This is a genomic window from Gibbsiella greigii, assembly GCF_039540155.1.
GTDB classification, from domain to species: domain Bacteria; phylum Pseudomonadota; class Gammaproteobacteria; order Enterobacterales; family Enterobacteriaceae; genus Gibbsiella; species Gibbsiella quercinecans.
On sequence record NZ_BAABEM010000022.1, the window covers coordinates 305740 to 319351 of the forward strand.

Annotated in this window: 11 protein-coding genes and 1 pseudogene; 3 read left to right on the forward strand and 9 right to left on the reverse strand. The window is 57.1% G+C overall.

What is annotated here, in order from left to right; all coding sequences use genetic code 11:
• Window positions 1–2 precede the first annotated feature (2 nt).
• Window positions 3–2093: a prolyl oligopeptidase family serine peptidase gene (locus AC559G_RS17365; protein WP_498913438.1), complete on the forward strand. Its 2091-nt coding sequence runs from the start codon at window positions 3–5 to the stop codon at window positions 2091–2093.
• A gap of 139 nt (window positions 2094–2232) precedes the next feature.
• Here the strand turns inward: AC559G_RS17365 and dtpA are convergent, their stop codons facing one another.
• From dtpA to rsxD, 5 genes are all read right to left on the reverse strand, one after another.
• Window positions 2233–3744, reverse strand: a complete 1512-nt coding sequence (dtpA, locus tag AC559G_RS17370; RefSeq protein ID WP_279028995.1) for a dipeptide/tripeptide permease DtpA — start codon at window positions 3742–3744, stop codon at window positions 2233–2235.
• 570 nt (window positions 3745–4314) lie between these two features.
• The gene (gene nth, locus AC559G_RS17375) at window positions 4315–4956 is read right to left on the reverse strand and encodes an endonuclease III (protein ID WP_346080305.1); all 642 of its coding nucleotides are present in this window, start codon (window positions 4954–4956) and stop codon (window positions 4315–4317) included.
• Window positions 4956–5654, reverse strand: coding sequence for an electron transport complex subunit E (locus AC559G_RS17380; RefSeq protein WP_462613586.1), 699 nt, complete (start codon window positions 5652–5654; stop codon window positions 4956–4958). The genes nth and AC559G_RS17380 overlap by 1 nt, the downstream gene beginning before the upstream one ends.
• Window positions 5651–6280, reverse strand: a complete 630-nt coding sequence (rsxG, locus tag AC559G_RS17385) for an electron transport complex subunit RsxG (protein ID WP_498913659.1) — start codon at window positions 6278–6280, stop codon at window positions 5651–5653. Before rsxG ends, AC559G_RS17380 begins: the two co-directional genes overlap by 4 nt.
• A 15-nt stretch (window positions 6281–6295) precedes the next feature.
• Window positions 6296–7381, reverse strand: coding sequence for an electron transport complex subunit D (gene rsxD, locus AC559G_RS17390; protein WP_498913441.1), 1086 nt, complete (start codon window positions 7379–7381; stop codon window positions 6296–6298).
• A gap of 376 nt (window positions 7382–7757) precedes the next feature.
• Between rsxD and AC559G_RS17395 the strand changes: the two genes are divergently transcribed.
• A complete protein-coding gene (locus AC559G_RS17395; RefSeq protein WP_498913443.1) occupies window positions 7758–8651 on the forward strand; it encodes a helix-turn-helix domain-containing protein in 894 nt (297 codons plus the stop codon).
• 48 nt (window positions 8652–8699) lie between these two features.
• Here AC559G_RS17395 and rsxC read toward each other — a convergent pair.
• The 4 genes and pseudogenes from rsxC to AC559G_RS17415 all read right to left on the reverse strand — a co-directional run.
• Window positions 8700–10559, reverse strand: a pseudogene (gene rsxC, locus AC559G_RS17400) (electron transport complex subunit RsxC); the annotation flags it as partial.
• The gene (rsxB, locus tag AC559G_RS17405; protein WP_095848629.1) at window positions 10552–11127 is read right to left on the reverse strand and encodes an electron transport complex subunit RsxB; all 576 of its coding nucleotides are present in this window, start codon (window positions 11125–11127) and stop codon (window positions 10552–10554) included. The pseudogene rsxC and the gene rsxB, both read right to left, overlap by 8 nt.
• The gene (rsxA, locus tag AC559G_RS17410; protein ID WP_095848630.1) at window positions 11127–11708 is read right to left on the reverse strand and encodes an electron transport complex subunit RsxA; all 582 of its coding nucleotides are present in this window, start codon (window positions 11706–11708) and stop codon (window positions 11127–11129) included. Before rsxA ends, rsxB begins: the two co-directional genes overlap by 1 nt.
• A 140-nt stretch (window positions 11709–11848) precedes the next feature.
• On the reverse strand, window positions 11849–12289 hold the full coding sequence (locus tag AC559G_RS17415) for a DUF2569 domain-containing protein (protein WP_498913445.1): 441 nt from the start codon (window positions 12287–12289) through the stop codon (window positions 11849–11851).
• Between the two features lie 254 nt (window positions 12290–12543).
• On the opposite strand from AC559G_RS17415, the gene AC559G_RS17420 reads away from it, so the two are divergent.
• Window positions 12544–13584, forward strand: a complete 1041-nt coding sequence (locus AC559G_RS17420) for an oxidoreductase (protein WP_498913447.1) — start codon at window positions 12544–12546, stop codon at window positions 13582–13584.
• Window positions 13585–13612: the final 28 nt, after the last annotated feature.

Sequence of the window (13612 nt, forward strand, 5' to 3'; positions counted from 1 at the left end):
CTATGCCTTCATTACCAAACTCACCACGCCAGGATCTGGCGCAGGCCCACCCTGTATCTTCAGACGATCCTTTCCTGTGGCTGGAAGCCTTGCAGGGGGAACCCGCGCTGGCGTGGGTTGCGCAACAGAACCAGCGCACGCTAGCGCAGTTCGCCCAGGGTGATAACTTCCCGCGGCTTGAAAAACAGGTATTGGATAACCTGAACAAAGAGACCCAGATCCCGTGGGTAGCCAAATATGGCGATGCCTATTACAACTTTTGGCAAGATGAGCATAATCCCCGCGGGCTGTGGCGGCGCGCCACGCTTGATGAATATCGTAAAGACAAACCGCAGTGGGAAACCGTGCTGGATATCGACGCCTTAAGTAAAGCGGAAGGCGTGGATTGGGTCTTCCACGGCTCGCAGCCTCTTGCGCCGGAATACCGCTATTGCCTGGTGTTTCTGTCGCCGGACGGCGGGGACGCTTCGGCCATGCGCGAGTTCGATTTGGTGGAAAAGCGCTTCGTCGAGGGGGGATTTTCGCTGCCGGCGGCCAAAAGCGTGGTGTCGTGGATCGATCGCGATCGCCTTTTCGTCGCCACCGACGTTGGGCCGGGGTCGTTGACGCACTCCGGCTACCCGCGTATTGCCAAACGCTGGCGGCGGGGCACACCGCTGGAAGCCGCAGAAACCCTGTATGAAGGGCAAATGACGGATATGCGGGCTTATGCCTATCACGACACTACGCCGGGCTTTGAACGCGACTATGTGATACGCATCGTGGATTTCTATCAGCGTGAAGTCTTCGTGCTTGATGATCAAGACCGCAAAACCAAACTGGATGTGCCGCTTGATGCTGAAATCGGCAGCCACCGCGAATGGCTGTTGATTAAACCGGCTAGCCAGTGGCAGGTCGGTGCGGCCAGTTATCCTTCGGGTTCGCTGCTGGCGGTGAACTTTGCCGACTATCTGGCGGGCAAACGCGAACTGACGGTGTTGTTTGCCCCGACGGCGCGCGTGGCGTTAAGCGGTTACAGCACCACCCGTGACCATCTTATCCTCAGCATTATGGAGAACGTGGTCAACAGGCTGGAGGTGCTGACGCCGCGGCAGGGCTCATGGGCACGTAGGCCATTGGGCCGCCCAGGCGAGCTTAGCAGCATCTCGGCCGGTGGGGTGGATGATGAAAGTAATGCCTATTTCCTCACGACCAGCGGCTTCCTGCAGCCCACCTCTCTGTATTTGGGCAACCTTGACAGTGCCGATGATCCGCAGTTGCTCAAGCAGGCGCCGCACGCTTTCGACGCAGCCGGTTACCAGGTGAGCCAGCATTTCGCGGCGTCGAAAGACGGCACGGCAATTCCGTATTTCCAGATTGCTCCGAAGGACATGGTGCTGGATGGCAGCAACCCGACCTTGCTCTATGGCTACGGCGGTTTTGAAGTTGCGCTGCAGCCAAGCTATTTGGCCAGCCAAGGGCTGGCATGGCTGGCGCGCGGTGGGGTTTATGTGATCGCTAATATCCGCGGCGGCGGCGAGTTTGGACCGCAATGGCACCAGGCGGCGCTAAAGGATAAACGCCACCGCGCCTATGAGGATTTTGCCGCCGTCGCCGAGGATCTTATTGTACGAAACGTGACATCGTCACAAAAAATGGGGGCACGCGGCGGCAGTAACGGTGGGTTGCTGGTGGGCAATATGCTGACGCAGTATCCCGCGCTGTTTGGCTGCATCGTGTGTGAAGTGCCGCTGCTGGATATGCGGCGTTACACACAACTTTCTGCCGGCGCTTCCTGGATCGCGGAATACGGCGATCCGGAAAAACCGCTGGAGTGGGCATATATCAGCACCTTCTCGCCATACCATAACGTGCAGCCGAATAAGGCCTATCCTCCGGTGCTGTTTTATACCGCCACCAGTGACGATCGCGTCAACCCGGCGCATGCGCGCAAAATGGCGGCGCACATGCAGCAGTTAGGGTATTCGCAGGCCTATTTCTATGAAAATACCGAAGGGGGGCACAGCGCCGCAGCGGATAAAAAACAGGCCGCTTTTCACACCGCGCTGGTCAGCGAATTTCTGTGGGCACATCTGGGCGCGGATAGCAAATGAGCATTAACGATAACGGTGGCTATCGATTTTAGGTGACAACGTCACAATAGCTTATGCTGCCGGTATTGTGATGTAGCGGATCTGGTGGAATTTTAATAAAAAAGCGGGTTACCCCGCTTTTTTGCTGCTTGCTACCGGCTTAATTGGCGAGCGCAGGCTGTGTGCCGGTATCGTTGTCTTGCGCCGTATCGCGCGTCATGCGGTGCAGTGTTGGCGCCGTCAGCAGCATCAAAAGTGCGATGACGGCGGTAACCACACCGATTTGCATAAACACATGGCTATAAACGGCCAGTGAAGCATTGGAATCGGTGATATCGTTCGGCACTGCAGTCATGCCGGCCACTTTACCGGCGATAATGGCCGCTGCGGCAGTAGTCAGGAACCACGAGCCCATGATAAAGCCCATCAGGCGCTGCGGCACCAACTGCGCCACCATCGCCAAGCCCAGGCCGGAGATCATCAGCTCGCCAACGCTTTGCAACGCATAGCTTAGAATCAGCCAGTTGACCGAAACAATGCCTTGTTGGTTGGCGAAGCTGGCGCCCAACGGCAGCACCAGGAACGCACAGGAGCATAGCACCATGCCGAAAGCGAACTTGTGCGGCATCGGCAGGCGATCGCCCATTTTATTGTATAGGGTGGCCAGAATAGGGCTGGCCACCATGATCCAAAACGGGTTCAAGGCCTGGTATTGCTCTGGCTCAAAGCGAATACCAAAGATAGCGTGTTCCACGTTATGGATGGCGAAGAAGTTCAACGACGTCGGCATTTGGCTGTACAGCACAAAAAATACCACCGCTTCCAGCATCAGCAGGAATGCGACGATCATTTTGCGCCGGGCCGCCCCGCGCAGCGCAAAGGTTTCTTTGGCAAAAATGATCACAATGCCCAGCGAAATCACCGCCAGCGCCCAGCGCGCCACGCTTTGGTTATGCAGCAACCAACTGGAGACCGCAACCAGAGCAACCACACCGGCCAAAACCAGCAGCAGCTTTTTTACCTGCAGCGGGGCGAAGTCCGGTGTTGAGCCATGTGCACGCACCCATTTTCTGCAGAACATAAAGTTAATCAGGGTCAACAGCATGCCGAGCACGCTCAGCGAAAACGCCACGTTCCAGCCGTAATGCGCGGCCAGCCAAGGGGTTGCCAGCATAGAGAAAAACGAGCCCACATTGACCGACATGTAGTACATGGTAAAGGCGCCATCAAGACGAGGATCGTCTTTGGCGTAGCAGGTGGCAAGCAACGAAGACGGGTTCGCCTTAAACAGGCCGTTACCTACCGCGATGGTTGCCAGGCCCAGGTAGACCCAGAAGATGTCGTGGCCGGAATACGCCACCATCGCATAGCCCACGGCCAGCACCAGCGCGCCAAGCACAATGACGCGTTTCGTTCCCAGCACTTTATCTCCCAGCCAGCCGCCGATGGCGACAAAACCGTACACCAGCGCGCTGAACGAGGAGAACAGGGTAATTGACTCGGCTTCGCTAAGGCCGAGCATATTGACCAGATAAACGGCCATGATGCCTTGCAGACCGTAATAGCCGAAGCGTTCCCACAGTTCGATGGAGAATATCAGGTAAAACGCCCGTGGTTGTTTGAACGCGTTAAGGCTAACGTTTTCAGGTTGTGAGTTGTTTGCTGTCGACACGAATGCCTCTTTTTTTATTAAGCGTATAAAGTAGTGAAAATCACGGCGAATACGGTGAGGGCGGCACTTCTTCCGTAGGGTTTCGCACAACATAGCCGCGTAATGTTCACGATCTTTGTCAACGGGGCAATCACTTTTTTATATCTGGTTACATATCAGTTTTATGGTTTTATGTGATCAAATTGAAAAAATATATCGTATAAAATAGGGTATTTCCTTGATCTGTAGGTTTTTATATTAGCTGAGCACCTGCTTTATTTTTGTTGGCGTATTTTCCTGTATTTTTAGATTTTACATTTATTTAATTCCGTTTAATTATTAATTATCGGATTGTTATTCTGGTAATTTTGCTTTTTTGGCGTTTTATCGTCTGATTTTTTATGGCGTGTGTTTGTCTGGCATTTAGGCTGTGTGGTATGTGCCGATCGGCTATTTTTTTGCCATAATTCTTGTCGAGAATTAATTAAACGAGAAGGGTTTCTCGGGTCGCTGGCGACCGTGGGCGGTAAGTGCGCGCCGCAGTTCAGATGAATGCAGGGGAACGATGGGCGCCGGCGCGCCCGGGAGGGGTTAGGCTTCGGGGTAGATCTTTTCCGGAAACTCGCACAGATCTTCAATAATGCAGGAGCCGCAGCGCGGTTTGCGGGCGATACAGGTATAGCGGCCGTGCAGAATAAACCAATGGTGGCAATCAACCTTGAATTCCGCTGGCACCACCTTCAGCAGTTTTTCTTCCACCTGCTCGACGTTTTTCCCCGGCGCAAAACGCGTCCGGTTGCAAACGCGGAAGATATGCGTATCGACGGCAATGGTTGGCCAGCCAAAGGCGGTGTTCAACACCACGTTGGCGGTTTTGCGCCCCACGCCTGGCAGAGCCTCCAGCGCGGCGCGGTCTTCCGGCACTTCGCCGCCGTGTTGTTCCAGCAGAATACGGCAGGTTTTGATGACGTTTTCCGCCTTGCTGTTAAACAGGCCGATGGTTTTGATGTATTCCTTTACCCCATCAACCCCCAGCGCCAGTATGGCGGCGGGCGTATTGGCCACCGGATACAGCCTGGCCGTGGCTTTGTTGACGCTGACATCAGTTGCCTGCGCCGAAAGCAGCACGGCGATCAGCAGCTCGAACGGGGTGGTGTACACCAGTTCGGTGGTCGGGTGTGGGTTGTTATCACGTAAACGGGTGAGAATTTCCCGGCGTTTTTCTTTATTCATTACGCTTTCTCTGCCTGCCCATGCGCCAGATTGGTTTCAGCCAGCGCCGCTTTGGCTTTGCGCGCTTTCATTTTTTCATCAATCAGGTATTTGGCCGCCAGCATCATGCCCAGGCCGATAAATGCGCCGGGCGGCAGCATCGCCAGCAGGAACGGGCTGTCGAAGTGCACCACTTCAATCCGCAACACTTTGGCCCAACTGCCCAGCAGCATATCGGCGCCGTCAAACAGCGTGCCGTTGCCCAGCAGCTCACGTAGCGAACCCAGCACGAACATTGCGCAGGTCGCCCCCAGGCCGGTGGCGCAGCCATCAAGTGCCGACAGGCCGACAGGCTTGCGCGAGGCGACCGCTTCGGCACGGCCCACCACGATACAGTTAGTGACGATCAGCGGGATAAAAATCCCCAGCGATTGGTACAGGCCGAAGGCGTAGGCATTGATCAACATCTGAACGATACTCACCACTGCAGCGATAATCATCACGTAAATTGGAATACGCACTTCGTTCGGCACCCAACGGCGCACGGCAGAAATGGAGGCATTGGTCAGCGTCAGCACCAGGGTGGTCGCCAGCCCTAACCCCAGCGCATTGGTGGCGGTGGAGGTGACCGCCAGCAGCGGGCACAGGCCCAGCAACTGTACCAGCGCGGAGTTGTTCTTCCATAACCCCTGAACGATTAACTCTTTGGCTTCACTCATTCGCTGGCTCCACAGGAAGGTAAGGTATCAAGTTTAGGCGGTAGCGTTTCCAGGTACAATGCCGTGCGGCGCACGGCGTTAACCACCGCGCGCGGTGTGATGGTCGCACCGGTGAACTGATCGAACATCCCACCGTCTTTTTTCACTGCCCAGCGGGCGTCATCCGGGCCGGTGATCTTCTGCCTGCTGAAGAAGGTGATCCAATCGCTGATGCGCAGCTCGATTTTATCCCCCAGGCCTGGGGTCTCGTGGTGTTCCACGACGCGCGTGCCGAACACGGTGCCGCTGAAATCCGCCCCCACCAACAGTTGGATTGCGCCGGAGTAACCGTCCGGCGCGGTGGTTTCGATAGCCGCTGCCACCGGCTGACCCTGTTTACGCGCCAGGTACAGGCGGTGCGGCCCAGCATTGCCGAGGGCTGGGTCACTGACCAGAAAACAGTCGGCCTGCATGTGGTTATCGTAGTGTTCCGGCGGGACGACCTGATCGAGCAGCGCCTGCTGCTGCAGCGCCGATTGATGGGCAATGGTTTTCTGCGTTAGCGCATTGACAACTGCCGTTAACCCGGTGGTGACCGCAGCAAATATCGCCAAACGGGTGCCATGCTTTCTCATTGAACTCAACATCATGATCATGGCTCCTTAGCGTTGGCCGTACACGCGTGGGCGCGTGTAGTGGTCGATTAACGGCACGGTGATGTTGGCTAACAGCACGGCGAACGCCACCCCGTCAGGATAACCGCCATAGACGCGGATAAGCCATACCAGCAGGCCAATCAGCGCACCATAAATCAGCCGGCCACGCGGCGTCGTCGAGGCGCTAACCGGATCGGTGGCGATAAAGAACGCGCCGATCATGGTGGCGCCAGAAAACAGGTGAACTAAAGGCGGTGCCTGGTGTGCGGGGTTAATCCACCAGGCCAGCGTAGCGCAGACGGCGATCGTCAGCAGCATGCTGCCGGGAATTTGCCAGTGGATCAAACGCCGGGCGAGCATAAACAACCCGCCGGCCAGGAAGCCGATATTCACCCACTGCCAGCCGATACCGGCCAACAGGCCGCCGAACATCGGCTGCTGCAGCAGTTGTTCCACCGAGTGGCCGCTGCGCAGGCCGGTTTTAAAGCCGTCGAGCGGCGTAGCCTGGCTGACGCCATCAACCCCCATCTGCAATTCGTGCATGGTGGCGCCCTGCAGCGTATGGCCGCTGAAAATGGTCATGACGACATCCTGGAACGGCAGTGCGCTGGCGCGCAGCGCTTCCGGCGGCAGCCAACTGGTCATCTGAACCGGGAAAGCAATCAACAGCACCACATAGCCGACCATCGCCGGGTTGAACGGGTTTTGCCCCAGGCCGCCGTACAACTGTTTGGCGATGACGATGGCAAACACGGTGCCGATAACGATCATCCACCATGGCGCCAGCGGGGGCAGGCTAACGCCGAGCAGCAATGCGGTCAGCAGGGCGGAGTTATCCGCCAGCCGTGCACGCACCGGCTGCTTGCGCAGCGCCAAAATGGCGCCTTCGGCCAGCAGCGCCACGGCCATCGCCAATGCGGTCTGCACCAGGGTGCCATAGCCAAAGAACCATAACTGTGCCGCCATCCCCGGAATACAGGCCAGCATGACACACAACATAATGTGGCTGGTGCTTTGCTGGTTGTGGGTGAAAGGGGAACTGGCGATGTGTAAGCCTTTGGCGGCTGTCTGTTGTACTGGCCTGAACTTCATACAGTCACTGCACCTATCTTTGCCATACTCACGGCAGGTTCTGCGCCAAGCGGGGCGCCGGAAAAAATTCTAGCGCCGCATTCTACCGCAATCATCGCGTGGGTAATACGCCTTAATCATAGGGATATAGGGGTTTTTCGCCGCGGCTGGCCCGATGTGGCGTTTTTTGCCGCAGCGTTGCTTCGCCGTGCCGTGCAGCAGCGTGGCGGAACGCCAAAAAGCGTTAATGCGGCCCTTTAAGGTCAATGAGTTACGAATAGTGTTGTAACTTAATGAATATAATATTATTTTTAAGCGTGGTCGCACAAAATAACAACTTTCACCGTATCCTTACGGATTATTATCCTATTCCTTGCTTAGTAGTGAATGAATTCTAATGACGAAAGAAGCCGTTTTTTTTATTGAAGAACTCATTGAGTGGGTAGAACTGCACCTGGAGCAGCGCCCAAGTCTTGATGAGGTGGCTCGTATCTCTGGCTATTCGAAATGGCATTTGCAGCGGAAGTTCAAACGCACCACCGGTGTGCAGCTTGCGACCTACATCCGTTTGCGGATCCTGACGCGCGCCGCCGTCGCATTGCGCATCACGCGCCGTTCCATTATTGATATCTCTGATGAGCTGGGCTTTGATTCGCAACAAACCTTCACCCGCATGTTCAAACAGCGTTTTGGCACCACGCCCAACCGTTACCGTTCGATGGAGCATTGGGACGTCAGTAAACTGATGCCGCGTTTTCGCTTTGATGCCGAATACGGCAACGGCTACTACCCGGAGATCCGGCGGCAGATACTGCCAGCGTTACAACTGGTGGGGTTTAGCCGGCGGCTGGATTTTGATACGCAACAGGTGATCGAACATTCGTCCTGCCTTGCGATGAAAGACGAAATTTTCAATGATTTTTTCAAAGGGCTGAGCGTGGATTGCCGCAAGGTTTACAGCTTGCGCACGCCTAACCCAAGCGCGGCCGGTGAATGCTCGTCAACCCTGGTGATGGCGGTCGATCCAGATCATCGGCAAGATATTGTCTCTGGCCACCAGATTGAAACTATTCATGTGCCAGAACGTGAATACATGGCGATTTCTCATCAGGGCACGGCCAAAGAATGTTTGGAGTTTTTTTCCTATCTGGTCTCTAACGTGATGCCGGGGCTGCGTAATGAAGCGAAAGGCAGTATGGAAATGGAGATTATTGAAATCAAAGCATGGGATATGGATTCAAAACTACGCGAAATCGATGTGAGCTATACCTACCTGATTTCAATTGACTAATGGCGGCCGTGCCTCACTTTTGCCAAGGCACGGCGCCTGTCACTCTTCCTCGGCCGCCGCGGAACGTTCCGCCTGCTGCGCGGCCTTTTTGGCCTTCACGCGAGCAATGGCGGCGGCCACTGCGGCTTTGCGCGGATCCTCTTCCTGCGTGGGCTGGGCAACGTCTGCGGTTGTGGCGCTTTCCGCGTGCTGGGCGGCTTTTTTCGCCTTCACGCGGGCAATGGCTGCGGCCACTGCGGCTTTGCGTGGATCGTCTTCAGCGGCTACGGCGCTGGAAGCCGGTGTGGGTTGCGCGGCCTGCTGCGCTCGGCGCTCGCGGGCCTGCGCCTTGCGCGCTTCGCGGGCGGCGATCATCGCACTCGGGTCCATTTCGCCGGCGGGCGCATTAGCCGGCGCGGCCTGGGTGCGCACGCGCGCCAGAGCGGCTTGCACCACATCCTGATCGGCCTCGGTCAGTTTAACCGCCGCTTTACGGTGGCGTTCTTCGCGCGCCAGTTTTTCACGCGCCAGGCGCGCCTGTTTGGCTTCAAAGCGTGCTTTGGCCTCTGCGTTGCGGGCGGCTTCCTGATCGATCGCTTTTATTTCGGCTTTCTCCTGGCGGTAGTACTGCACCAGGGGAATATTGCTGGGGCAGACGTAGGCACAGGCACCGCATTCAATGCAGTCGAACAAGTTGTGGTTGCGTGCCTTTTCATGCTCTTCGCCGCGGCTAAACCAATAAAGTTGCTGCGGCAGCAGGCCGGCCGGGCAGGCATCAACGCACAGGCCACAGCGGATACAGGACTGCTCAGGCTCTTCCTCAGCGATCTCGTCACGGGTCGGCGCAAGGATACAGTTGCTGATTTTAACGATCGGCACGTTGAGCGCCGGCAGGGTAAAGCCCATCAGCGGCCCGCCCATGACGACCATTTGTTGGCTCTGCGGCTGGAAGCCGGTGAACGCCAGCAAATGTTGCACCGGGGTGCCGATGCGCGCCCACAGGTTGCCCGGCTGCTGGATAGCCTCGCCGGTCAGGGTGACCACGCGTTCAATCAGCGGCTCGCCGTTAATAATCGCCCGCTTGATGGCGAACGCCGTACCGACGTTTTGCATTAGCACACCGATCGCCGAGGAGTGTTTGCCCTGCGGCACTTCCTTGCCGGTTAAAATTTTGGTGAGCTGTTTGGCACCGCCGGAGGGGTATTTGGTCGGGATCACCCGCAACTGGATAGCCTTGTTGCCGCGTAACGCCTGTTTCAGCGCCGCAATCGCTTCCGGCTTGTTGTCTTCAATACCGATCAGCGTCGTTGTCGGTTGCAGCAGGTAGCGCAGGATCTCAGTGCCTTCGATGATCTGGTCTGCGTGCTCTTGCATCAGGCGATCGTCAGCGGTGATGTAGGGTTCGCACTCGGCGGCATTAAGGATCAGCGTCTCGACGCCTTTCAGCCCGCCTTGCAATTTGCTGGCGGTCGGGAACCCGGCGCCGCCCAGGCCAGCAATCCCGGCCTGGTGAATGCGGTGGATCAGATCGGCCGCATTGTGCTGGCGGTAGTCGGCGATGGGGTCTAATGGGCACCAGCGGTCTTCACCATCGGCCTGGATGATCACGCACAGTTCCGCCAGCCCGGAGGGGTGGGCGGTGATATGCGGCGCGATCGCGCTGATGGTGCCCGAGGTGGGGGCGTGTACCGGCAATGTGCGGCCACGGCCCACGGTCAGCGGCTGGCCTTTCAATACCCGATCGCCGGCCTGAACGCACAGTTCGCCTTCCGGCCCCAGATGCTGCTGCAGCGGGATCACGAAGGTTTCGGGCAGGGGCGCGGTGCGCAACGGCGTGCGGCTGGATTGCGTTTTCATCTCCGGCGGGTGGATCCCACCGTCAAAATCCCAGATGCGGTCTTTCTTTAATGCGGCAAACAGATTAAACATGTTGCTCCACCTGAATCACATGCACAGGAATTGTTTTCATATCCCATTTCCAGTTGGCGGTAGTGGTGGCAACCGGCCGCATTTCAATACAGTCTGTCGGGCAGGGCGCAACGCACAGATCACAGCCGGTGCAGAGATCGCTGATTACCGTATGCATGGCGCGGGTGGCGCCGACGATGGCATCCACGGGGCAGGCCTGAATACACTTGGTGCAGCCGATGCAACTGGCTTCGTCGATATAGGCGACCTTGCGCACCGGTTTACTCGCTTCTTCGCCGCCATCCAGCGGTTGTGGCTCAACGTTGAGCAGTTCGGCCAACTTCAGCATGACGCCTTCGCCGCCGGGCGCGCATTTGTTGATTTTCTCGCCGTTGGCCACTGCTTCGGCATACGGGCGGCAGCCGGGGTAACCACATTGGCCGCACTGGCTTTGCGGCAACACGTCATCGATCTGTTCGGCAACCGGATCTTCTTCCACGGCGAAGCGGCGCGCGGCAAAGCCGAGCAGCATACCGAACAGCAACCCAAGCGCGCTGAGCGCGGCTATCGCAATCCATAAAGCGCTCATTAGAATTTCACCAGCCCGCTAAAGCCCATAAAGGCCAGAGACATCAGCCCGGCGGTAATCAGCGCGATGGATGAACCGCGAAACGGCGCTGGCACATCGGCAACCACCAGGCGCTCACGGATGGCGGCAAACAGCACCATCACCAGGGAAAAGCCCAACGAGGCGCTAAAGCCGTATACGGCGGATTGCAGGAAGTTGTGCCCAAGGTTGATATTCAGCAACGGCACGCCCAGCACCGCACAGTTAGTGGTGATCAGCGGCAGGAAAATCCCCAGCAGGCGATACAACGCCGGGCTGGTTTTGCGCACCACCATTTCGGTGAATTGCACCACCACGGCGATAACCAGAATAAACGCCAGGGTGCGCAGATACACCAGATCCAACGGCAGCAGGATAGCGTGATCGATGATCCAGGCGCAGATTGAAGCCAACGTGATAACGAAGGTGGTGGCCATACCCATACCGATGGCGCTCTCAAGCTTCTTGGACACCCCCATAAAGGGGCACAGGCCAAGAAACTTCACCAGAACAAAGTTATTCACCAGTACGGTGCCAACAAAAAGCAGCAGGTATTCGGTCATTGCAACGCCTAAAAAAATAAAAGCCGCCTATTATCGGGAATCAGCGGCCTAACGACAACATATGAATTGCAGGGATATTCACGCCTGGGCGCCGGATGCGCACAATTTACCCTGCATTAGCGCATTTGGCGCACGGTGCGTCACTGCTCGGTAAAAGTGCCTTTCACCCGCACGGAGCGCTTCATGTAAGGCACCAGCAACGCGGCCATCAGCAATGGCCAGAACAGGCCGCGCACCGCCACCTCATCAGGAACCGGCGAGAAGGCGAAGGCCTTGACCGCCAACAGTACGGTCAGCAGTAACCATAGCATAAACAGCTTGGGGAAGCGGCGCGAGCGGTGGCAGAACAACCACAGCAACCACAGCGTGTAACACCACATCAGCAACGTCGTGGCCAGCGAAATATACCACTGAAGTGTAAACGCCTGGGCATTGGTCAACAGATATTCACGCGATTCCGGCGTAATGAAAGCCATGGTATACAGGGCCAGCATCAGGCTGGCGCTCAACAACGTGACGATCAGATAGGCCATTGGGGCCAGTAGCCAGCCACCGATGCGAGTGTATTCAGCTTGAGACATAACGCTCCAGAAAGGTGCCAATGCGATTAGCCGCATAGCTTAACGGCTAAAACGGCGTTCGTCACTTTTATCTGGCATGGCCGGCGGCAATCCGTTGCGCTGGCGATAGGCTGCTGCGCCGTGAAGCGGACATGTCTGATGCTGCGGACTGCCGGTGATAGGGGGTGGGCCACACGGCTTGAATTACCGCTTGTTCCCGCTGGCATCATAGTGTCAAATCGGAGAGGTTGAAGCGCCCTATCTGAGGAAACACCATGAGTGAAAAAATTCGTGTTGGGCTGGTGGGTTATGGGTTTGCCAGCAAAACATTTCATGCGCCGCTGATTGCCGGTACGCCGGGCCTGGAACTGGCTGTGATATCCAGCAGCAGCGCAGAGAAAGTGCAGGCGGACTGGCCGGCGATGGCGGTGGCCGATAACCCGCAGGCGCTGTTTGCCGATCCGTCGCTGGATTTGATCGTTATTCCTACGCCGAACGATACCCACTTTCCATTAGCACAGCAGGCGCTGGCCGCCGGCAAACATGTGGTGGTGGATAAACCGTTTACCGTGACGTTGTCACAAGCGAAGTCGCTGGAACAACAGGCAGTGCAGGCGGGCAAACTGCTTTCGGTGTTCCATAACCGCCGCTGGGACAGCGACTTCCTTACCGTCAAAGCGCTGCTGGAAGATGGCTCGTTGGGTGAAGTGGTTTACTTTGAATCGCATTTTGATCGCTTCCGGCCGCAGGTGCGCCAGCGTTGGCGCGAACAGGGCGGTGCCGGCAGCGGCATCTGGTACGATTTAGGGCCGCATTTGCTCGATCAGGTGCTGCAACTGTTTGGCAAACCGCAAACCCTGTATGTCGATCTGGGCGAACTGCGCCCGGGCGCGCAGGCGGTGGACTATTTTCATGCCGTGTTGAATTATGGCCAACGCCGCGTTGTGCTGCATAGCACCCTGTTGGCGGCCTCTGCCAGTGCACGCTTTATCGTACACGGCACCCAAGGCAGCTACGTTAAATACGGTGAAGATCCGCAGGAAGTTCGGCTCAAAGCCGGCGAGCGGCCGCCGCAGGCCGACTGGGGATATGATATGCGTGACGGCGTGGTGACATTGTCACAAAACGATCTGCTGGCGGAGAAACCGCTGCTGACCATTCCAGGCAACTACCCGGCTTATTATGCTGCTATTCGCGATGCCATTAACGGCATCGGGGAAAACCCGGTGCCGGCCAGCCAGGCGATTGATGTCATGGCGCTGATTGAGCTGGGCATCGCTTCAGCCAGCCAGGGGAAAGCCCTGCCGGTGGCCTGAACCTGAAGTTGCTTCCCGGCATTCACGG